The organism is Pseudomonas sp. RIT-PI-a (assembly GCF_001187875.1).
GTDB lineage: Bacteria > Pseudomonadota > Gammaproteobacteria > Pseudomonadales > Pseudomonadaceae > Aquipseudomonas > Aquipseudomonas coleopterorum.
The window spans coordinates 1-21,522 of sequence record NZ_LGIR01000023.1 but is presented as its reverse complement, the minus strand read 5'-3'; the positions used below and the strand labels follow the sequence as shown (position 1 = coordinate 21,522).

The following is a 21,522-nucleotide window of genomic DNA, read 5'->3' as shown; positions in this document are numbered from 1 at the left end:
GCCGCCATGGCTTTCGAAGCGATGTTCCAGCCGATCCAGATCGGCAAGCTGACGATCCGCAACCGCGTGCTCAGCACTGCGCACGCCGAGGTCTACGCCACCGATGGCGGCATGACCACCGATCGTTACGTCAAATACTACGAAGAGAAAGCAAAAGGCGGGATAGGCCTGGCCATTTGCGGCGGCTCCTCCAGCGTGGCCATCGACAGCCCTCAGGGCTGGTGGAAATCGGTGAACCTGGCCACCGACAAGATCATTCCGCACTTCCAGAACCTGGCCGATGCCATGCACAAGCACGGCGCCAAGATCATGATCCAGATCACCCACATGGGCCGTCGCTCGCGCTGGGACGGCGAGCACTGGCCGACGCTGATGTCGCCCTCGGGCATTCGCGAGCCGGTGCACCGCGCCACCTGCAAGACCATCGAGCCCGAAGAGATCTGGCGGGTGATCGGCAACTACGCCAGCGCTGCGGCGCGGGCCAAGGCCGGTGGCCTGGACGGCGTGGAACTGTCGGCGGTGCACCAGCACATGATCGACCAGTTCTGGAGCCCGCGGGTCAACAAGCGTACCGACGAGTGGGGCGGCAGCTTCGAAAACCGCATGCGCTTCGGCATCGAGGTGATCAAGGCCGTGCGCAAGGAAGTCGGCGACGACTTCTGCGTGGGCCTGCGCATCTGCGGCGACGAGTTCCATCCCGATGGCCTCAGTCATGAGGACATGAAGGAAATCGCCAAATACTACAGCGACACCGGCATGCTCGATTTTCTCGGCGTGGTGGGCTCGGGTTGCGACACTCACAACACCCTGGCCAACGTCATCCCCAACATGAGCTATCCACCGGAGCCCTTCCTGCACCTGGCGGCCGGTATCAAGGAAGTGGTGAACATCCCGGTGCTGCACGCGCAGAACATCAAGGACCCGAACCAGGCCACGCGCATTCTGGAAGGCGGCTACGTGGACATGGTCGGCATGACCCGCGCGCACATCGCCGACCCGCACCTGATCGCCAAGATCAAGATGGGCCAGGTCGATCAGATCAAGCAATGCGTGGGTGCCAACTACTGCATCGACCGGCAGTATCAGGGCCTGGACGTGTTGTGCATCCAGAACGCCGCCACGTCGCGGGAATACATGGGCGTGCCGCACATCATCGAAAAATCCACCGGCGTCAAGCGCAAGGTGGTGGTGGTCGGCGCCGGTCCGGGCGGCATGGAAGCGGCACGCGTGTCAGCCGAACGCGGCCACGACGTGACCCTGTTCGAGAAGAAGGAATTCATCGGCGGCCAGATCACCACGGCGTCCAAGGCGCCGCAGCGTGACCAGATCGCTGGCATCACCCGCTGGTTCCAGTTGGAGCTGGCACGCTTGAAAGTCGATCTGCGCCTGGGCACTGCCGCCGATGCCGACACCATCATGGACCTGCGCCCGGACATCGTCGTGCTGGCCGTGGGCGGTCATCCGTTTCTCGAGCAGGGCGAGCACTGGGGCGCCGCCGAGGGTCTGGTGGTCAGCAGCTGGGACGTGCTCGACGGCAAGGTCGCGCCGGGCAAGAACGTCCTGGTGTACGACACCATCTGCGAGTTCACCGGCATGTCGGTGGCCGACTTCCTGGCCGACAAGGGCTGCCAGGTCGAGATCGTCACCGACGACATCAAGCCGGGCGTGGCGATCGGCGGTACGTCGTTCCCCACCTACTACCGCAGCATGTACCCCAAGGAGGTGATCATGACCGGCGACCTCATGCTGGAAAAGGTCTACCGCGAAGGCGACAAGCTGGTGGCGGTGCTGGAGAACGAATACACCGGCGCCAAGGAAGAACGGGTGGTCGATCAGGTGGTGGTGGAGAACGGCGTGCGGCCCGACGAGAAGCTCTATTACGAACTCAAGCAGGGTTCGCGCAACAAGGGCCAGATGGATATCGACGCCCTGTTCGCGATCCAGCCGCAGCCGTCGTTGAGTACCACGGGCGACGACTATCTGCTGTTTCGCATCGGCGACTGCGTGGCCCAGCGCAACACCCACGCCGCGATCTACGACGCGCTGCGCCTGTGCAAGGATTTTTGACGCCGTCCCGGTGCACTGTGATCTCTGTGGGAGCGGGCTTTGCCCGCGAATTGGACCCCCGCGGTGCCTCTTTCGCGGGCAGAGCCCGCTCCCACAGAGCCCGCTCCCACACAGTCCGCGTCGGCTTCCCGTTATTGGGACATCTTGGTCCGCAGGGGCTTCACCATGCTGAATACACTACTTCCCATCCTGCTGTTCGCCGCCCTGGCCCTGGCCGTTCTGGGCGCCGTGCGGCGAATCAATATGTGGCGCCGCGGCCGGCCTTCACAGGTCGATCTGCTGGGCGGCCTGCTGGCCATGCCCAAGCGCTACATGGTCGACCTGCACCATGTGGTCGCCCGCGACAAGTACATCGCCAACACCCACGTGGCCACGGCCGGTGGCGCAGTGCTGGCGGCGGTGCTGGCGGTGCTCGTCCACGGCTTCGGCCTGCACAACCGCATTCTTGGCTACGCGCTGCTGTTGGCCACGGCGCTGATGTTCGTCGGGGCCTGCTTCGTCTACGCCCGCCGTCTCAACCCGCCCGCGCGCCTGTCCAAGGGCCCGTGGATGCGCCTGCCGAAAAGCCTGCTGATGTTCTCGGCGACCTTCTTCATCGCCACCTTGCCGGTGGCCGGTATCCTGCCGATGAACTTCGGCGGCTGGCTGCTGGCCGTGGTGCTGGGCATCGGCGTGGCCTGGGGCGTATCCGAGTTGTTTCTCGGGCTGACCTGGGGCGGACCGATGAAGCACGCCTTCGCCGGCGCCCTGCACCTGGCCTGGCACCGCCGCGCCGAGCGCTTCGGCGGCGGTCGCTCGACCGGCCTGAAGCCGCTGGACCTGAACGACCCCACGGCACCGCTGGGTGTGGAAAAGCCCAAGGACTTCACCTGGAACCAGTTGCTGGGCTTCGATGCCTGCGTGCAGTGCGGTAAGTGCGAGGCCGCCTGCCCGGCGTTCGCCGCTGGCCAGCCGCTGAACCCCAAGAAGCTCATTCAGGACATGGTCGTGGGCCTGGCCGGTGGCACCGATGCCAGGTTCGCGGGCAGCCCGTACCCTGGCAAGGCCATTGGCGAGCACGGCGGCAATCCCCATCAGCCGATCGTCAACGGGCTGGTCGATGCCGACACGCTGTGGTCGTGCACCACCTGCCGCGCCTGTGTGGAAGAGTGCCCGATGATGATCGAGCACGTCGACGCCATCGTCGACATGCGCCGCCATCTGACGCTGGAAAAAGGCGCCACCCCCAACAAGGGCGCCGAAGTGCTGGACAACCTGATCGCCACCGACAACCCCGGCGGTTTCAACCCCGGCGGCCGCATGAACTGGGCCGCGGACCTGAATCTGCAACTGTTCGGCGACAAGAAAAACGCCGACGTGCTGTTCTGGGTCGGTGACGGTGCCTTCGACATGCGCAACCAGCGCACCCTGCGCGCCTTCGTCAAAGTGCTGAAAGCCGCCAAGGTCGATTTCGCCGTACTGGGTCTCGAAGAGCGCGACAGCGGCGATGTGGCACGGCGACTGGGCGACGAGGCGACCTTCCAGCTGCTGGCCAAGCGCAATATCGGCACCTTGGGCAAGTACAGCTTCAAGCGCATCGTCACCTGCGATCCGCACAGCTTTCATGTCTTGAAGAACGAATACGGCGTCTTGGGCGGTCACTACGAAGTGCTGCACCACAGCACCTTCATGGCTGAACTGGTCACTGCTGGCAAGCTCAAGCTCGGCCAGCACAAGGGGGGTAGCGTCACCTACCACGACCCGTGCTACCTGGGCCGCTACAACGGCGAGTACCAGGCGCCACGCGACGTGCTCAAGGCCTTGGGCATCGAGGTCAGGGAAATGCAGCGCTCGGGCTTCCGTTCCCGTTGCTGCGGTGGTGGCGGCGGCGCGCCGATCACCGACATTCCCGGCAAGCAGCGGATCCCCGATATGCGCATGGAAGACATTCGCGAGACTCAGGCCGAACTGGTCGCCGTCGGCTGCCCGCAATGCACGGCCATGCTCGAAGGCGTGGTCGAACCCCGACCCTTGATCAAGGACATCGCCGAGCTGGTGGCCGACGCATTGCAGGAAGAGCCTGTCGCGCCAGTAAAGCCGGTTCCGGCCAAGCGTGAAGTCGCTGAGGAGATGAGCTGATGAGCGACATTATTCGCCGCGACCCGCGGGCCGAGTGGATCGCCCGCAACCGTCTGCACCCGTTGCACAGTGCGATGCAGCCACAGGCCAGCGCCTGGATGGGACCCAATGGGGTGATGCGCAAGAACCCCCATGGCATCGGTTTCCTCGGTCCCAACGGCGTCAAGCGAATCGATCGCAGCGGTGCTCAACAGGGCGGTGGCAGCAAGCGCTCGGCGACGACGACCGTGCAACTGCCGCTGCATCAAGTAGCGGCGCCCGCGTTCTATGTTGCAGTGGTACCGGACATGGTCGGCGGTCGCCTGAGCAGTCACGATCGCGATCTGCTGGGCCTGGCCCATCGACTCGCCGCAGAGGGCGGTGCGGTACTGGCCATCGTTTTCGGCGAGCACAAGGAAACTTCCTTCGACACAGCCGGCGTGGATCGCTTGCTGGTACTCGAGGGCAACGAATTTGAAGGCTATGCACCCGAGCAGCGCATTCAGGGCCTGCAGGCGGTGGATAATCAGTTTTCCCCCCGTCACTGGCTGCTGCCGGACAGCCGCACTGGCGGTGGCGAACTGGGACGGCGTTTTGCCGCTCGTCTGGGTGAGCGCCCCGCGACGCGGGTATGGCAGGTCAAGGACGGCCAGTGTGTCAGCCGTGCCGGTGCCGGCCAGCAGGACATTGCCCGGCCGCTGCCGCGCTTGATGCTGGCGGCCGCCGAATGCGCCGAGCCTGTGGATGAAACCCGTCACGAAGTGCTGCCGGTGACGTTGTCCACCGCCGTGGCGCGCAGCCTGCCGCGCATCGAGGACCTGGGCGCCGTGGCGGTCGACCCTGCGGCGATCCCCATGGCTGAATCGGAATTCATCTTTTCAGGCGGCAACGGGGTGAAGGATTGGGAACTGTTTCATCGCACCGCCCAGGCGCTGGGGGCGACCGAAGGGGCTTCGCGGGTAGCGGTGGACGACGGCTTCATGCTTCGCGATCGGCAGGTGGGCGCCAGTGGTACCTGGGTCACCGCGCGGGTCTATGTGGCCGTGGGTATTTCCGGTGCGATCCAGCATTTGCAGGGCATCGGCGGCTGCGACAAGGTCATCGCCATCAACCTGGACCCCGGCTGCGACATGATCAAGCGCGCGGACCTGTCGGTGATCGGTGACAGCCAGGCGATCATGCTGGCCTTGATCGACGCCATCCAGGCCTACCGCAACCCGGCCAAACGCGACGCTGCCTGAGGCACGACTCGATGAGAGAGGCTCAACCATGAACACCAAGGTCATCAGTCTGGTTTCCATCGGCGCCCACCCGACCTCCGGCCGGCCTCGGCGCGCCGACCAGGACTCGCGCGCCGTGGAGCTGGGCCTGCAATTGGCGGGCGACGACTTGCAGGTGCTGCATGCCGGTGACGTCGCCGAGCCAGCCCTGCGCGCCTATCTGGGCATGGGCCTGCAACAGTTGCACGTGCTCGAGCAGCCGCAGGGCGCCGATGCGCTGCCGGTACTGTGCGACTACCTGCAAGGCGCCGGCGCCCAGTTGGTGCTGACCGGGACCCAGGCCGAAACCGGCGAAGGTTCGGGCATGTTGCCGTTTCTGTTGGCCGAAAAGCTCGGCTGGCCGATGATCGTGGGTTTGGCGGAGGTGGAGTCCATCGACAATGGGGTAGCGCAGGTGTTGCAAGCTTTGCCCCGTGGTCAGCGACGTCGGTTGAGCGTGCGCCTGCCCTTGCTGGCCACGGTCGACAACGCTGCGCCCAAACCCCGGCAAAGCGCCTATGGGCCTGCTCAACGGGGTAGGCTGGCGGTCGATGAGGTGGAGGTGATCAACGACGAGTTGTTCGACAGCGCCGAACTGCAACCGGCCAAGCCCCGGCCCAAACGGCTCAAGGTGATCAAGGCCAAAAGCGGCGCCGACCGCATGAAAGCCGCCACGGCCAAGGCCAGCGGCGGCGGGGGGCAGGTGCTCAAGGGCCTGAGCGCCGAGGAGGGCGCACAGGCGGTGCTCAAGGCGTTGATCGAGGAAGGGGTGGTGCGTTGAGATCATCGCGCGTTGCTGCAGTGCCAACGCGCCGACCCCGGACGCGGCTCTCCAAGTACACCGCATGCACCGCCGACGCGGCTCGCGCCGCTGCTACAGAAACACTGCGATCCCTGTAGCAGCGGCGCAAGCCGCGTCCGGCCCCAACGCGGGCTTCCAAGTACACCGCATGCACCGCCGACGCGGCTCGCGCCGCTGCTACAGAAACATGCCAAGGCTGTACTGCCGCCGCGTCTACAGCGGTTGGTAAAGGTGTATCAAAAACTGGGTAAACGAAGGCTCCAGGATGCGATTGCCATGGCCGCTCAGATGGTCGGCATCGGCAAACAACGGCTGCGCCTCCGTGTCATACGCCGAGCAGGTCGCGCCTGGGCAAAGAATCGGCAACGGGTCCCAGATTTTCAACGCCGGGTATTCGCGGGCCAACACCGTCAGCAAATGCATTTGCGGCGCGCGTAGCTGCAATACCCGATCACGCTCCATCGTCAATCCAGGTGCGCACACAGGATTCATGCGGTTGAACACATCGGAACAACGGTTTGCCGGTGCTTTGAACACCGGCGCCGGCGCGTCGATCAGCACCGTCAGCGCAGCCGCCTGGAGAGGCGCGAGCACGGCGTCGGCGGCAGCGCGAGCCTCCTGTGCCTGTTGCGCGGTGCGCTCGCCGAGCGCTTGGGCGAAGACCGCCTCTTCATCGCCCTGCCAATCGCGTCCCGTCAGTTCCGGCATGCGCAAGGACGCCAGAAACACCACATCCCCAGGCTCGGCACGGGCTCGAATATCGGCCAGCGCGGCGTCTCGCCAGGCGCCGCAGGCTGGCGGATCGGCCGCCAGCAGACTCACCACCGCGCAGCCGCCGCGTTCGTATTCCACCACCTCGATGCCCAAGCGCAGCGAGACGATATTCAACATCGTGCGGTAGGCAGCGGTGTGCGAGTCGCCCAGCACGAACAGCTGACGCCCTTGCAGGGCAGGGTCCTCGACCGTTTGGATGGGTTCGCGGGGGTAGTGCTTGTAGGCGTGCCAGGTGTAGCTGTCGGCGACCGTGCTCAACGACAGGCGTTCGGTATTGTCCACCGTCCACATGGCGGCCCAAGCGGACAGACCTACGGCCAGCAGGGCCGCGCCAAGGGTCAGGCTGGCACGACGTTGAAACACACTGCGGCCACGGCGTATGGGTTGTTCGATCCAGTGGTAGGAAGCGGCAGCCAGACCCAGCACGACCAGCGGGTACAGCACCTGTACGAGCACTGTCTCCAGGCCAACGGTCCAGCGCAGGAACACGGCCACCGGCCAGTGCCACAAGTACAGCGAATAGGACAAGCGCCCCAGGTAGGTCACTGGCCGCGCACTCACGATTCGGTGCAGTAAGCTGGAACGCTCGACACCCGCGAGCACGATGCCCGCGATGGCCAACGCAGTTCCTGCCACAGTGACCAGCGCCCAGGGAAAGGGAAAGCTGCGCGCAGGCGTCCACATGAACCCAGCTACCAGCAACCCGAGTCCGGCGCCCAGTAGAATCAACGGCCGCGTTACCTCGCGCCGAGCACCGGTGGTGATGCTCAACATCTGAAACAACAGCGCTCCGGCTGCCAGCTCCCAAAATCGGCTGGGCAACAGGTAGAACGCCGACAACGGTGCGGCCTGGGTCTGCACCGCGCACCACAGCAGCGACGCCACGGTCAGCAGTGGCAATGCGATCCGGGCCAGCAGGTGGGTGGCGTGGTAGCGCAGCCAGCAGAAAAACAGCACCGGAAAGATCACGTAGAACTGCTCCTCCACGCCCAGCGACCAGGTGTGCAGGTAGGAATTGAACTCGGCACGGGGGGAAAAATATGTGTCGCTCTGCCAAGCCAGGGTGAAGTTGCTGACGCCCAGAAACGCGGCCAGGCCGGTTTCGTCGTTCTGGTTGCTGAGCCACACCGGCGGCACCAACAGGGCGGACAGCATCACGCTGACCAACAGCACTACCAACAGCGCCGGGAGGATACGCAGGGCCCTGCGGCGATAGAACTCCAGCAGGTACTCACGCATAGGCCGGTCACCTCGTTCGGCCAGGGACTGGCTGATGACGTAACCGGAAATGACAAAGAACATGTCCACGCCGGTGAAGCCCCCCGCAAGGAACCCGAGGAACTCGACGTGGAAAATGATCACGGCAAGTACCGCGATGGCGCGCAAGCCGTCGATACCGGGTAAATAGCCCCCGGCGGATCGATTGCCTGCGCTTGGCAGATGAGAAGTGCATGACATGGTGACGCCCCTTTTTTATTGTTGGGGGGCGACACTAGTTCACGGAACCTGCGGGTGAAATGTTCTACAGTGTCTGGATGTTTCCTCTATCGATCCAGGGCTTTTCGAGCATGCCCGAATCAAGCTGCCTGCGTCTTGCCTGGATGACGTTGGCGGTACGCTGCTACCGCTGCGCCGGCCTCGTGCAGGCTATCGACCGCCGCACCGAACTTGGCAGCAAGATCACCCAATGTCATGGTTCTTGATAAGGTTTCATTCAGCCCGGGCAGCGGGTCATCCGCTTCGCTGGCGCCGTACATTTTCGCTACACGAAGTGTGCGTTCGTACAGCACGGCAAAGGTTTTGTCTGGATCTGCTTCCAGACGATCCAGTTTGTCCGGCTTCTTTTCTTGCTGTGTCTTGACGATTTCAAGGGCCGCCTTACCCCCGTCCACGCCTAACTTGAGCAGGATGCCGTGGGGGCCCAAAGCTTTGGAACCGACGGTTTTGAAGGCTTCGGTCGCGAGGTTTACGCCGCTCTTTTTGTCTTTCGGTACCAGGCTGTTGAATTTACCGTACGCCTTGCCGATGAAGCCGTTCTTGCGGATCTTGCCATCGTGGATGATCGATGAGGCTCCCAGGCTTCCGGTATGCAGGTCCAGCGTTGCATGGTTCCCCGCGTGCTCCATGCCTTTTTCGGCGGCAACACTCGCCAGCTTGCCGAGCACTATTCCGACGCCTGTCCCGACTATGGTGCCAGGACCGGGCATCACCATAGTGCCGACTACGGCACCTGTAGCCGCCCCCACGCCTGTGGACGCGGCGTTTGAGACGACAATCGTTGCCCCGCGCAGTGCGACCGACTTGGCCAGCTCACTGTTGCTTTCCATGTTTTTCAATGCCTGGATGACTGCAGCGCTGCGAGTATGGGTGATTTCGAACGACGCTAGCAGTACCCGTGCTCGTGAGTCCCTGGCGCGGTTGAACCACGTTTTGCAGTGACCTTTCCAGTTGTTGTATTTTCGCGCCTTCTCCTCCTCCGAGCCCCGCCCCCAACTGGGCTGACCCTTCAGATACTCAGCAGTCGGGCCTGCAGCGATCATGTCACCGAGCGTGTCGAAGCGGGTCTTGGCTCGGCCGTCGCTGTCGACCATGGAGACCGGGTTGTTACCCACCATGGCATACAGATTCAAACCATCGATGTCGCCGCCTGGGTCGGGGTTGATCCAGCGCATCAGCCAGGGTGCGTAGTAGCGCAGGCCGTAGTAGTAAAGGCCGCTGGCATCGCGCTCCTTGCCCGAGTAACGCACGGTCTTGTACTTGGCTTCCAGGGCGCTGCGCCCGGCCCAGCAGGCCGTGCCGCCGAATGGGTAATACTCTTCACGGCTGAGCAGATGCCCATCCTTGTCGACTTCCAGGGTGCACGAATCCAGATGGTTGCTCAGGTTGTAGCGCAGTTGGTCGTTGGGCAATGCCTCAGGTTTGCCCTCTGCCCAATGCAGCAGCCTTACGGCGCTACTGCCGGCCTGGGCGATGATCACGTGCAGCTGTTCGCCGCTGCGGCTATCGGTACGGATTTCCAGGCCAGGTAGATAGCGCACTTCGCACACGCGCGAGCCGCGGCTTTGCAGGGCTGTGGACTGCTTGCGCACCCGAGCGCCGGAAGCGTCATAGCAGTAACGCTCGTAGTCGTTCTGGCCGTCGTCTCGGCGCACGGTTGCCACCTCGTGCAACTGGTTGTACTCGTCCCAGGCCAACGCCTGACCTGCCTCCAATGCGTGGGCATTGCCGTTGCGGTCGAACGCGGCAGCCAATTGGGTCTCGTCGGGCAGTTGCCCATTACGCTCTGCCAAAGACCGATTGTTGGCGCGTGCCACAGCCATGCGTTGGGTCCGATTGCGTTGGCCGTTGACGTGTCGAAGCTCGACCAGGTTGCCGGCTTCGTCGTAACTCATGTGTTGCGTGTAGTTGAGCAGCAGCGAAGCATCCTGGGGCAGGGCCAGTAGAGGAGGTAGCAGCGGCCCGTCGCCGCCGGTGTTGGCCGCTTCGCGGCCGCGGGCTTCGATCAGTTGGCAGAAGGAGTCATAGCGGTAAAGGTTGGTCGGCTCGGTACGCTGATTGGCGAAATACCGGACCGGTTGGGCCTCATCGCTTATCTGAGTGACGTTGCCAATGGGGTCGTACAGGTAATGCAGGTCCTGCAGCACCGAGTTATCGGCTCGCCTGGAGACCGAGCGTCGCAATCTCAGGTCGATGGGATCATATTCATTGCGGCTGGTTACCCCGTTGCCCGTCGTCTGCGACACGACCCGGTCGGCTGCATCGCGTACCGTGGCTCGTAGTAGTTCGTGCTCCGTGCCTTGGGCAGTGACCAGCCCTGCGGCGTTCTGTGCTCCGCTGACGTCATGACCGAACTGCTGGACATTACCCAGGGCATCGGCATGGCTCAGCAGTTGGCCGGTTGCATCATGTAGGTACGTGCTTCGATAGCCAGGACCAGATTCCAGCAAGGCGTCGCGTTCGCTATGGGCTTGCGGCCAATCGGCAGCGATCTCGCCGGCCAGATAATGGCGGGTAGTGCTGATGGTCTGGCCCTGGATATCCAGCGCTTCGGTGAACACGGTGCCGGCATCGTCATCGTGGCGGTAAATGGCGCCGCATAGATTGCGTGAAGCCTGCTCGGCATTCGCTGCGGCGTAGCTGACCCGCTGCGCGGTGCGTGGCCGGCCGTCGCCGGTGGATTTGACCGTGGCCACCAGGCGCGCAATATCATCGTAGTGGCAGTGAGTCACAATCCCGCGACTGTCCCATGTGGAGGTAGGCATCCCATGGGGCTCATGCAGCATGATCTTCCAGCCCGAATCGACATTGTGCTGCCGCAAGGTGGCGCCGGAGAGGCTGAAAGTCGTGCGTTGGTTGGGTGTTTCACTACTACCAGCGCAGAACTGCGCGAACAGGCGCGGATCCCATTGAGCGATGGGACGCCCGGCGCAGTCATGCCACTGGGCATTGATATGAGGCACTGCCGGGGTGTCGGCTTGTCGGCGATAGTAGCCAATACTGCGAACGGCTAAACCTCGAGGGTCGCAAACTGCCAGTGCTGGCGTGCGGCTGTGGATGGTCAGTTGCTCGGATAAACGAGGGTGAGGCGACATAGGGGGCCTGCCTTGATCGGATAGATTTCCCTCTTTATCTCCGATCGATCAGCCCCTAGCCATGAACACCGATGGTATAGACCTTTCACACAATTGCAGTGGCGCCCGGTGCTTTAGCCACTGTCGCGGCTCATTGAAAACCTCGGTGGGTGGCTGATACGCCGGGCGCCGGTGCTGCAGTCTATGCCGCCTTGCGGTTTTCCAGGTGCTGGCGCAAGTTGGTCTGTGTCGTGCGTATCTGGGTGATCACACCGTTTTTCCTGCGCTCCAGAGACTCGAAGCTCTTGTCCTTGGGCAGCGGCTTGAACTGCGTCTCGGTGCTCGGGTACTGCGCTCCATCCTGGGCCAGCAATGCCTTGATCTCGGCAAAATCCCATTCGATGTAGTTCACCAACACATCCCCCTGATTGATCAGGTAGTTGATCTTCTCATCGCTCTTTGGGCCTTTGGCCAACTCCACGGCTAGCGTGATGGCCGAGGGCACCACCGCGGCGAACACATACTGTGTGCTGACGGTTTCGGCAAAGGGCATTGCGCGCTCGGCGATGTCTTTCGCGCTATCGGCCCACTGTTCCACCGTCTCCGGCTTGAGTGAACGGATGCGGTCCTTGATCCGCCGGCCCGTGGAGACAAAGTCCTGCTGCTCATGGGACTCGTAGTCCCAGTCGAATGCGTGGGACATGATATTGAGCGGTGCGCCCAAGCCCATTTCATCGGCCAGCTTGCCTGCCGACTGGGCGAAGATTTCACCCGCTACCAGTGTGCCTGCGACTGCGCCCACCACTGCGCCAGCCGGACTGGCCACGGAGCCAGCTGCCGCACCTGCCAGGCCACCGCCGGCATAGCCCACTGCGGCCCCCACGCCAACCACGGCCCCACGCCCCACCGCGCGCGCCCGTTTGAGCCATTTGTCGCGCTCGTTCTCGATGCCTTTATTGACGTTTCGTGCGGCGCGATGCTTGTCTTCCAGCACGCCTTCGAAACGCTGGATGCGCGTGTTGATCCGATCGTTTAGATCCTCGCCCTCCAGACCTTGCTCATCGCGCCGGGTGATCGGGTTGTTGCTGACCATGCGGTACAGGTTCAGGCCGTCGATGATGCCACCGGGGTCGGGATTGATCCAACGTTGCAGCCAAGGCGCGTAGTAACGCAGGCCGTAGTAGTACAGGCCACTGGCATCGCGCTCCTTGCCCGAGTAGCGCACGGTCTTGTAGCTGGCCTCCACGGCGTTGCGAGCGGCCCAGCACGCCGTGCCACCGAATGGATAGTACTCCTCGCGGCTGAGCAGCTGCGCCGTACCATCGAGTTCGATCGTGCACGAGCCCAAGGCGTTATCCAGGCCGTAGCGCAGTTGATCATTGGGCAGCGACTCGGGCGGTTCGGATTGCCAGTGCAACAGGCGCATGCTGCTTCGCCCCGCTTGGGTCTTGATGACATGCAGCTCTTCGCCGCGAGCGCTGTCGGTACGAATTTCCAGGCCCGGCAGGTAACGCACTTCGCTGATCCGTGCGCCCATTCGGCCTTGCGCACTGGCCACCTTCCGAGTGCGCAGACCGTCGTGGCCATAGACGTAACGCTCATGATCGTCATCGCCGTCGTCGCGGGTCACAGGCGTCACCTGCGCTAGCTGGTTGTTGCCGTTCCAGAGGAGCCGTTGCCCCGGTTGCAACTCGCGCAGGTTACCGGCGCGGTCGAAGCTTGCAGCGATGGAGGCCTCATCGGGCAGTTGGCCATTGCGCTCGGGAAGCGCTCGGTTGCTGTTGCGCGCCACGCTCAGCGTACGGGTCCAATTGCTCTGGCCATTGACATGACGCAACTGCACCAGGTTGCCTGCAGCGTCGTAGCTGTAGCGCTGGGTGTAGTTGCGCAGCCGGCTGTCGTCGCTCAGCGGTTGCAGGCCCGGCAGCCCTGGCCCATGGCCCTCGGCGTTGGCCGCTTCGCGGCCGCTGGCGCTCGTCAGTTGGTAAAGGGTGTCGTAGGCGTAGCGCTGCGTGGGCTCGATGCGCTGATTGGCGAAATGCTGGGTCGCCTGGGTGGCATCGGTGACGCTGAGCACATTGCCCACGAGGTCGTAGTCATAGCGCAGGTCTTGCACGACCTCACCTTGCGTGCGCACCGCGCGCAACTGCACCAGCCGCCCGCTCCGCTCGCAGTACTGAGTATGGCAGGTCACGCCATTGCCCAGACGTTGCCGAATCATGCGCGCCGCGGCGTCGAATTCGATGGCCGATGCCAGCTCATGCCGTGCGCCAGCGGCAGTGTGCAGCGTACGGGCGTATTCCTGCCCGGTCATGTCGTAGCTGGGCGTTTGTCGGTTGCCTTTGGCGTCCGTCATGGTCAACGGTGCACCGACAGCATCGAACTGATTCAGGCTCAGGTAACCGTCGCCGGGTTCGAGCAGGGCATCGCGCGCGGGTGTCTCGACAGGCCAGTCCGGCGCCGCGATATCAGTGAGAAAACGCTGTCGCTGGGCGCTTGTTTCGCCACGCAACGTATAGCACTCGAACAACAGAGTGCCGCTGTCGTCATCGTGTCGGCAGACCCGCCCGCACTGGTTGCGTGCCGCGGACGTTGCGTCCGCCGCGCCGTAGCTGAGGCGTTGAGTGGTCCGCACGCTGCCATCGGCGTCTGACTGGAGAATGGCCACCGGCCTTGCGCAGGGGTCGTATCGATATTGCTTGCTGGCGCCGTTGGCGTTCCAGCTTCCAGCCAAACGACCGGCCGCATCGTACAGGTGGGTTGTGCCGCCGCTGTCTACATTGTGTTCTACCACAACATTGCCCGTCAGGCTGAATGCACTGTGCTGGTTCGGCGTCGTGCTGGTTCCGGCCTGGAAATGGGCGAACTGGCGTGCATCCCACTGATCGGTCGGACGTCCAGCGTGGTCATGCCACTGAGCGTTGATTCGTGATTCAGCAGCGGTATCGGCTTGGCATCGGTAGTAGTCGATGCGACGTACGGGAAGGCCGCGAGGGTCTGACAACACCAGGGTGGGGGTACGGCTGTGAAGACCGCGTTGTTGGAGGCTGGGTTGTTGAGGATCGAGCTGTTGAGAACTGAGCTGTTGAGAGCTGAGTTGTTCGGAGGTGTTTCGAGAGGGCGACATGGTATCCTACCTAAGCCTGAGAATTCTTCTCGTTTATCTCCGATCGGCAAGCCACTCACCATGAGCGCCTTTGGTACGAACACCGCCTACAAACCCAGCACCTCCTGCAGGCTGCCCGAGCGTCCTGCAGCAACGGCGCCAACTGCGTCAGCCCTCACCGCAGTTCTCGGATGAACAGCGGGGCACTGACGCAGCTTTTGCCGCAGCCATGGGTCACTCGTGCACAGCCACACCCTTGAGATAGGCCGCAGGCTCCGCCCCCAGGTTGCTCAGCAGGCGCTCGCTGTACCAGTCGATGAAGTTCACCACGCCGAACTCGTAGGTTTTCGAATACGGGCCTGGCTGGTAGGCGGTGGAGTTGATGCCGCGTTGGTTTTCCTCGGCCAGGCGCCGGTCCTGGTCGTTGGTGGCGTCCCACACCTGGCGCATGCGAGCGACGTCGTAGTCCACGCCTTCCACGGCATCCTTGTGCACCAGCCACTTGGTGGTCACCAGGGTTTCCTGGGCGCTGATCGGCCACACCGTGAAGACGATGATGTGGTCACCCATGCAGTGGTTCCAGGAGTGCGGCAGGTGCAGGATGCGCATCGAGCCCAGGTCAGGGTTCTTGATGCGGCCCATCAGTTTCTTGCAGCCGACCTGGCCATCCATCGTCATCGACAGCGTGCCCTTGAGCAGCGGCATTCGCACGATGCGGTTGCGCAGGCCATGGCTGGCGTGGGCGTAGGGGATCTTCTCGGCATCCCAGGCAGCGGCTGAAGCAGCCACGTGGTCCTTGAAGGCCTGGTCGGCGCGTGGATCGGTGACGTCGTCCCATTCCAGCAGGGTCTTGAGCAGTTCGGGGTGGGAGCCGCCGCAGTGGTAGCACTCGCGGTTGTTCTCCAGCACCAGTTTCCAGTTGGCCTTTTCCAGCAGATCGGTTTGCACCGCGACCTTGGTGTTTTCCATGTCGTACGGTTCCATGTAATGGTTCAGCGTACTGAGGAAGTTGTCGATCGCGGGCGGGTTCTCGGCCAGGCTGATGAAGATGTAGCCGCCGGACGTCTTCACGTGCACGGGCTTGAGGCCGTACTGCTTCATGTCGAAATCGGCGCCCATTTCCGTGCCGGCGAACAGCAGGCGGCCATCCAGTTCATAGGTCCATTGGTGGTAATGGCAGACGAGTTTGGCCACCTTGCCCTTTTCCTTGGTGCACAGCCGCGAACCGCGATGGCGGCAGACGTTGTGAAAGGCGTGCACGACGCCTTCGGCGCCACGCACCAGGATGATCGGATTACTGCCGATCTGCAGCGTGAGATAGTTGCCCTTGGCCGGGATCTCGCACGTCATGCCCGCGATCAGCCACTCCTTGTTGAAGATCTCCTGCATGTCGATCTGGAACAGGCGCTCGTCGTTGTAGAACGGCTGTGGCAGCGAGAAGGTGCGCTCGCGCTCCTGCAGCATCTGGGCGGTGGCCTTGCGCGCGGGTTCCAGTGGATCGCCCAGGCTCAGGGTAGTGGTGGCATCCATCGTGTTGATCCTCATGGCCATGCAGTGTGGCCGCGAAAAAAGTGGCGGTTACGGTTGTCGACGCAAGGCGGCTGAAACGGCGTTCAGATGCGGTGGAGTGTGCGACTCGGCGCGTTGGCAACCTTATCCATGGGCGACATGGCCAAATCCATTCCCGACGCTGCAGGCTAGGCAGCATGGGCCTGGTCGCCATAAGCATGTGGATGTCGCGGATGGGAATGTGGCAGGGGCAGCGCGCACGCAGAATCGCTGCACGCACCGTCGGTAATCGACCTTGGAGAACAGCATGTCCAACCCCTTCCTGATGCCCGTCAATACCCAGACCTGGGCCAATGGGCGCCACATCGTTCGTTGCGTCAAGGTGATCCAGGAAACCTGGGACGTGCGCACCTTCTGCTTCATGGCCGACCAACCCATTCTGTTCTTTTTCAAGCCGGGCCAGTTCGTGACCCTGGAACTGGAAATCGAAGGCGAGCCGGTGATGCGCTCGTATACCATTTCCAGCGCGCCGTCGGTGCCGTACAGCTTTTCCATCACCATCAAGCGGGTGCCGGGCGGGCGGGTGTCGAACTGGTTGCACGACACCCTGCACGAAGGCCAGGAGCTGGCGGTGCACGGGCCGGTTGGGTTGTTCAACGCGATCGATTTTCCAGCGCCGAAGATCCTCTACCTCAGCGGCGGGGTGGGTATCACGCCGGTGATGTCGATGGCGCGCTGGTTCTACGACACCAACGCCAACGTCGACATGGTCTTCGTGCACAGCGCGCGCTCGCCCAAGGACATCATCTACCACCGCGAGCTGGAGCACATGGCCTCGCGGGTCGACAATTTCAGCCTGCACATCATCTGCGAGAAGCACGGGCTGGGCGAACCATGGTCGGGCTATCGTGGCTACCTGAACCACAAGCTGCTGGAACTGATCGCGCCCGACTTCATGGAGCGCGAGGTGTATTGCTGCGGGCCGACCCCGTACATGAACGCGGTCAAACGCTTGCTGGAAGCCGCCGGTTTCGACATGACCCGCTACCACGAGGAATCGTTCGGCGCCACGCCCCCGGAGGCGCGCGCCGACGCCGTGGAACAGGCCGAGCAGGCAGCCGATGCGCCGGAGGTGGATGTTTCCGAACTGCACCTGGTGGAGTTCACCGCCAGCGGCAAGAGCATCCGTGTGGCACCGGGCGAAACCGTGCACGCGGCGGCATCCAAGCTCGGCATGATGATCCCCAAGGCGTGCGGCATGGGCATCTGCGGCACCTGCAAGGTATTGAAGCTGGGCGGCGAAGTGGAGATGGAGCACAACGGCGGCATCACCGAGGATGACGAAGCCGAGGGCTACATCCTGTCCTGCTGCAGCGTGCCGAAGGGGGATGTGCGGATCGAGTTCTGAGACGTGCTCTACGGTGCACCTGGAGGACCGCATCGAAGCCGGACGCGGCTCGCGCCGCTGCTACAGGGGATCGCGGGCTTCTGTAGCAGCGGCGCGAGCCGCGTCCAGGCGCCCGAGGGTTACACCTTGAAGCGTGCCACCATCGCGTTCAGGTCCACCGCCAGGCGCGCCAGCTCGCCGCTGGCAGCCGTGGTCTGCGCAGAACCTGCGGCGGTCTGCACCGACAGGTCGCGGATGTTCACCAGATTGCGATCCACTTCCCGTGCCACCTGCGCCTGCTCTTCCGCAGCGCTGGCGATCACCAGGTTGCGCTCGTTGATCTGCACGATGGCGCCATTGATCGTCTCCAGCGCCATGCCGGCGCCCTTGGCGATGTTGAGGGTCGACTCGGCGCGCTCGGTGCTGTTGCGCATCGAATCAACCGCCTGCTCGGTGCCGCCCTGGATGCTGCCGATCATGCGCTCGATCTCGCTGGTCGACTGCTGGGTGCGATGCGCCAGTGCACGCACCTCGTCGGCCACCACGGCAAAGCCGCGGCCGGCCTCGCCAGCACGGGCCGCCTCGATGGCGGCGTTGAGCGCCAGCAGGTTGGTCTGGTCAGCCAGGCCACGAATCACGTCCAGCACCTTGCCGATGTCCCGCGATTCGGCGGCCAGATGGCCGATCAGATCGGCCGTGCTCTGCACGTCGCCACTCATGCGCTCGATGGCGCTGACCGTTTCCATGACCAGATCGCGACCATCGCTGGCCGACGTCGTGGCGTCCCGGGAAGCCTCGGAAGTGCTCACGGCATTGCGAGCCACCTCTTCCACCGCACTGGTCATCTCGTTGACCGCCGTGGCGGCCTGTTCGATCTCGTTGTTCTGCTGAGTCAAACCGCGCGCGCCTTCGTCAGTCACGCTGTTGAGCTCCTCGGCGGCAGAGGCCAGTTGCGTCGCCGAACCGGAAATGCGCTGCAGGGTGTCACGCAGCTTGCCCTGCATCTTCTGCATGGCCAGCAACAGGCGCGCGGCTTCGTCGCGTCCCTCTGCGCGGATCGGCTGGGTCAGATTGCCCTCGGCGATGGCCTCGGCCGCGACCAGCGCCTGGTCGATCGGCTTGACGATGCTGCGGGTCAGCAGCCAGGCGAACAGGAACGTCAGCAGCGTGGCCACGATCAGCATGCCCACCACCCAGCTTAACGCCGAGCGGTATTCGTCATCGGCTTGCAGGTTGATCTCGCGAGTCTGCGCGTTGTTGATCTTGACCAGCTTATCAAGCGCGGTATTGACCTGTTCCGAGTTGCTCAACATGTCGCTGTTGAGCAGCGCGCGCAGTTCATCCACCTGGCCGCTGGCAGAAAAGCCCTTCATGCGCGTCTCGAGCTGACGATACTGGCCGAGCAGGCGAGTGTAGTCGTCGTACGCAGCCTGTTCCTCTGCACTGGAGATCATTTTTTCGTAGCGGGCCTGGGCCTGGTTGATCTGTTGGTTGCGCTGCTCGAACAACTGCACGGTCTTCTGCTGGGTGTCGGCTTCGCGATTCAACAGCAGGCGGTACGACAGCACGCGCAGGCGCAGGGTCAGCTGGGTCAGGTCATTGAGGCTGCTGATGCTGGGGACGGTATTGTTCTCGATATTCTGGCCGGCGGCACGGATATGACTCATCTGGTTCAGGGAAAACACCCCCAGCACGATCATCAGCAGACCAATGAGGGAGAAGCCGAGCAGAGCACGCGGAGCAATGTTCATGTTGCGTAGAGACATGTAGGGACACCGAAGGGTAGGGCGCGGTCCGTGCGACACAGAAAGGAGCATCGCTGCTTATCGGTCGAACGTGAAAAGTCTTGAGGGGCTGGCCTCATTGCAAATGGCCAGACCCCTGAAGACCGATGAACGGAGCGAACCGAATGACGATCGGTAGGTCCATCGAGGTCCTATCAAAGCTGGCCCGAGCGAGATTTTTTCTTTATCGTTCGCGCCCCTGAAAAAGTGTTGGAAATAGCTAATGTTGGAAGCGTCTCTGAATCAATTGGAAAACCTGGTAAACGAGCTGGTGCAACACAACCGGGAACTGGCTGAACGCAATGCCCAACTGGCCGGCGAGCTGGCTCAGGCCAAGGATGACAACGACACGTTGCAACTCAGCCTGCTGGAACATGAAGAGAAGCAGGGCGCGACCACTGCGCGCATTCAGGCCCTGGTCGAGCGCGCTGCCGCGGCAGCGGTATGAACCTTGACGACGGGGTCGAGGTCTTCTCGATTCTGGGCAACGAATATTCAGTGAAAGCGCCGCCCGGCGAACAGCAGGCGTTGCGTCAGGCGTTCGGCATGCTCGAACGCACCTTGGCACAGACCAAACGCAGTCACCCGACATTGGTCGGCGACCGCTTGCTGGTACTGGCCGCGTTGAACCTGTGCCAGCGCCAGGTCGAACTTAGCCAGGGCCATGCTCAGGCCATGGACCAGTGCAAAAGCCGGATCGACGCCTTGGTCAGCCGTTGCAGCGACACTGGAAACTGATCCAACCGGGCAGCAGGGCGGTCACCCACAGAGGTCCGCCGCCCACCCCTGGCGGGTGGCGTGTTGCCCTGCGCTCTGCGAAAATCCCTCCACTTTTCTGCCGGATGTTGACATGACTGCCCTCAAGAACGACCGCTTCCTGCGTGCCCTGCTCAAGCAACCCGTCGACGTCACCCCGGTGTGGATGATGCGCCAGGCCGGTCGCTACCTGCCCGAGTACCGCGCCAGCCGTGCCAAGGCCGGTGACTTCATGAGCCTGTGCAAGAACCCGTCGTTCGCCTGCGAAGTCACGATGCAGCCATTGGAGCGTTACCCGCTCGACGCCGCCATCCTGTTCTCCGACATCCTTACCATCCCCGATGCCATGGGCCAGGGCCTGTATTTCGAAACCGGCGAAGGCCCGCGCTTCAAGAAAGTCGTCAGCACCCTGGCCGACATCGAAGCGCTGCCGATCCCCGACGCGCAGCAGGATCTGGGCTACGTCATGGACGCGGTCAGCACCATCCGCCGCGAACTCAACGGCCGGGTGCCGCTGATCGGCTTCTCCGGCAGCCCCTGGACCCTGGCCACCTATATGGTCGAAGGCGGCTCGTCCAAGGACTTCCGCAAGACCAAGGCCATGCTCTACGACCAGCCCCAGGCCATGCACCTGTTGCTGGACAAGCTCGCGCAGTCGGTCACCAGCTACCTCAACGGCCAGATCCTGGCCGGTGCCCAGGCGGTGCAGATCTTCGATACCTGGGGCGGCAACCTGTCCGCTGCGGCCTACCAGGAATTCTCCCTGGCCTACATGCGCAAGATCGTCAGCGGCCTGATCCGCGAGCACGAAGGGCGCAAGGTGCCGGTCATTCTGTTCACCAAGAACGGCGGCCTGTGGCTGGAAAGCATTGCCGACGCCGGCGCCGACGCGTTGGGTCTGGACTGGACCTGCGACATCGGTGAAGCCCGCCGCCGTGTGGGTCACAAGGTTGCGCTGCAGGGCAACATGGACCCCACCGTGCTGTACGCCAAGCCCGAAGCGATCCGCGCCGAAGTGGCGCGAATCCTCGCCAGTTATGGCCAAGGCACCGGCCATGTGTTCAACCTCGGCCACGGCATCACGCCGGAAGTGGATCCGGAGCACGCCGGTGCCTTCATCAGGGCCGTGCATGAGTTTTCGGCGCAATACCACGGCTGACATCCTGCCGTGTCGAATCCTGACGCGGCTTGCGCCGCTGCTACAGAAACACCCGCCCCTGTAGCAGCGGCGCAAGCCGCGTCAGCGCTGCATGCGGCGCCTTGCTCTAGCGCGTTGACATCCCCACCGGCTGCAACTTCGCCAACTTCGCTGCCACCACCAACGCCACCGTCAACAACCCCCCGGGAAACCCCCCCCTGTCTCTTATACACACCCCCGAGCCCCCGCGACTAGCGCCCACCCCGGTTGCC

Annotated in this window: 13 protein-coding genes; 8 read left to right on the top strand and 5 right to left on the bottom strand. The window is 63.2% G+C overall.

All coding sequences use genetic code 11. The annotated features are described in order from the left end of the window. Positions 1–6: 6 nt before the first annotated feature. The 4 genes from dgcA (at position 7) to etfB (ending at position 6,204) form a co-directional block, all read left to right on the top strand. Positions 7–2,067 carry a dimethylglycine demethylation protein DgcA gene (gene dgcA, locus AC788_RS14990; protein WP_049861386.1) on the top strand — a complete coding sequence of 687 codons (2,061 nt, stop codon included), beginning with the start codon at positions 7–9 and terminating at the stop codon, positions 2,065–2,067. A gap of 165 nt (positions 2,068–2,232) precedes the next feature. Continuing rightward, positions 2,233–4,185: a dimethylglycine demethylation protein DgcB gene (dgcB, locus tag AC788_RS14985; protein ID WP_049861385.1), complete on the top strand. Its 1,953-nt coding sequence runs from the start codon at positions 2,233–2,235 to the stop codon at positions 4,183–4,185. Further along, the gene (gene etfA, locus AC788_RS14980; RefSeq protein ID WP_049861384.1) at positions 4,185–5,405 is read left to right on the top strand and encodes an electron transfer flavoprotein subunit alpha; all 1,221 of its coding nucleotides are present in this window, start codon (positions 4,185–4,187) and stop codon (positions 5,403–5,405) included. Before dgcB ends, etfA begins: the two co-directional genes overlap by 1 nt. Positions 5,406–5,433: 28 nt before the next feature. Next, positions 5,434–6,204, top strand: coding sequence for an electron transfer flavoprotein subunit beta (etfB, locus tag AC788_RS14975; protein WP_049861383.1), 771 nt, complete (start codon positions 5,434–5,436; stop codon positions 6,202–6,204). A 234-nt stretch (positions 6,205–6,438) separates the two neighbouring features. On the opposite strand, the gene AC788_RS14970 is transcribed toward etfB, so the two are convergent. The 4 genes from AC788_RS14970 to gbcA form a co-directional block, all read right to left on the bottom strand. Then, entirely contained in the window at positions 6,439–8,457 is a 2,019-nt protein-coding gene (locus AC788_RS14970) for an acyltransferase family protein (protein WP_049861382.1), read from the bottom strand. Positions 8,458–8,576: 119 nt separating this feature from the next. After that, positions 8,577–11,591: an RHS repeat-associated core domain-containing protein gene (locus AC788_RS14965; protein WP_082223686.1), complete on the bottom strand. Its 3,015-nt coding sequence runs from the start codon at positions 11,589–11,591 to the stop codon at positions 8,577–8,579. Between the two features lie 181 nt (positions 11,592–11,772). Continuing rightward, positions 11,773–14,697 carry an RHS repeat domain-containing protein gene (locus AC788_RS14955; RefSeq protein ID WP_082223685.1) on the bottom strand — a complete coding sequence of 975 codons (2,925 nt, stop codon included), beginning with the start codon at positions 14,695–14,697 and terminating at the stop codon, positions 11,773–11,775. Between the two features lie 213 nt (positions 14,698–14,910). After that, positions 14,911–16,206, bottom strand: coding sequence for a glycine-betaine demethylase subunit GbcA (gbcA, locus tag AC788_RS14950; protein WP_049861378.1), 1,296 nt, complete (start codon positions 16,204–16,206; stop codon positions 14,911–14,913). Between the two features lie 286 nt (positions 16,207–16,492). Between gbcA and gbcB the strand changes: the two genes are divergently transcribed. Next, a complete protein-coding gene (gene gbcB, locus AC788_RS14945) occupies positions 16,493–17,593 on the top strand; it encodes a glycine-betaine demethylase subunit GbcB (RefSeq protein ID WP_049861377.1) in 1,101 nt (366 codons plus the stop codon). Positions 17,594–17,712: 119 nt separating this feature from the next. Here gbcB and AC788_RS14940 read toward each other — a convergent pair whose 3' ends face one another. Next, positions 17,713–19,338, bottom strand: coding sequence for a methyl-accepting chemotaxis protein (locus AC788_RS14940; protein ID WP_049861376.1), 1,626 nt, complete (start codon positions 19,336–19,338; stop codon positions 17,713–17,715). Positions 19,339–19,579: 241 nt separating this feature from the next. Here AC788_RS14940 and AC788_RS14935 point away from each other — a divergent pair, with 241 nt between their 5' ends. The 3 genes from AC788_RS14935 to hemE all read left to right on the top strand — a co-directional run bounded on the left by AC788_RS14935 (position 19,580) and on the right by hemE (position 21,271). After that, on the top strand, positions 19,580–19,804 hold the full coding sequence (locus AC788_RS14935; RefSeq protein ID WP_049861375.1) for a hypothetical protein: 225 nt from the start codon (positions 19,580–19,582) through the stop codon (positions 19,802–19,804). Further along, positions 19,801–20,094, top strand: coding sequence for a cell division protein ZapA (locus AC788_RS14930; RefSeq protein WP_043192387.1), 294 nt, complete (start codon positions 19,801–19,803; stop codon positions 20,092–20,094). The genes AC788_RS14935 and AC788_RS14930 overlap by 4 nt, the downstream gene beginning before the upstream one ends. A gap of 112 nt (positions 20,095–20,206) precedes the next feature. Next, complete coding sequence (gene hemE, locus AC788_RS14925) at positions 20,207–21,271, top strand: uroporphyrinogen decarboxylase (RefSeq protein WP_049861374.1); 1,065 nt, start codon at positions 20,207–20,209, stop codon at positions 21,269–21,271. The last annotated feature ends 251 nt before the right edge of the window (positions 21,272–21,522 follow it).

Excerpts from the sequence above, each read along its gene's own strand:
- AC788_RS14940 (WP_049861376.1), bottom strand. The coding sequence starts at position 19,338 with ATGTCTCTACGCAACATGAACATTGCTCCGCGTGCTCTGCTCGGCTTC.
- gbcA (WP_049861378.1), bottom strand. The coding sequence starts at position 16,206 with ATGGATGCCACCACTACCCTGAGCCTGGGCGATCCACTGGAACCCGCG.
- AC788_RS14930 (WP_043192387.1), top strand. The coding sequence starts at position 19,801 with ATGAACCTTGACGACGGGGTCGAGGTCTTCTCGATTCTGGGCAACGAA.
- etfA (WP_049861384.1), top strand. The coding sequence starts at position 4,185 with ATGAGCGACATTATTCGCCGCGACCCGCGGGCCGAGTGGATCGCCCGC.
- gbcB (WP_049861377.1), top strand. The coding sequence starts at position 16,493 with ATGTCCAACCCCTTCCTGATGCCCGTCAATACCCAGACCTGGGCCAAT.
- AC788_RS14970 (WP_049861382.1), bottom strand. The coding sequence starts at position 8,457 with ATGTCATGCACTTCTCATCTGCCAAGCGCAGGCAATCGATCCGCCGGG.
- dgcB (WP_049861385.1), top strand. The coding sequence starts at position 2,233 with ATGCTGAATACACTACTTCCCATCCTGCTGTTCGCCGCCCTGGCCCTG.
- etfB (WP_049861383.1), top strand. The coding sequence starts at position 5,434 with ATGAACACCAAGGTCATCAGTCTGGTTTCCATCGGCGCCCACCCGACC.
- AC788_RS14965 (WP_082223686.1), bottom strand. The coding sequence starts at position 11,591 with ATGTCGCCTCACCCTCGTTTATCCGAGCAACTGACCATCCACAGCCGC.
- AC788_RS14935 (WP_049861375.1), top strand. The coding sequence starts at position 19,580 with ATGTTGGAAGCGTCTCTGAATCAATTGGAAAACCTGGTAAACGAGCTG.
- dgcA (WP_049861386.1), top strand. The coding sequence starts at position 7 with ATGGCTTTCGAAGCGATGTTCCAGCCGATCCAGATCGGCAAGCTGACG.
- AC788_RS14955 (WP_082223685.1), bottom strand. The coding sequence starts at position 14,697 with ATGTCGCCCTCTCGAAACACCTCCGAACAACTCAGCTCTCAACAGCTC.
- hemE (WP_049861374.1), top strand. The coding sequence starts at position 20,207 with ATGACTGCCCTCAAGAACGACCGCTTCCTGCGTGCCCTGCTCAAGCAA.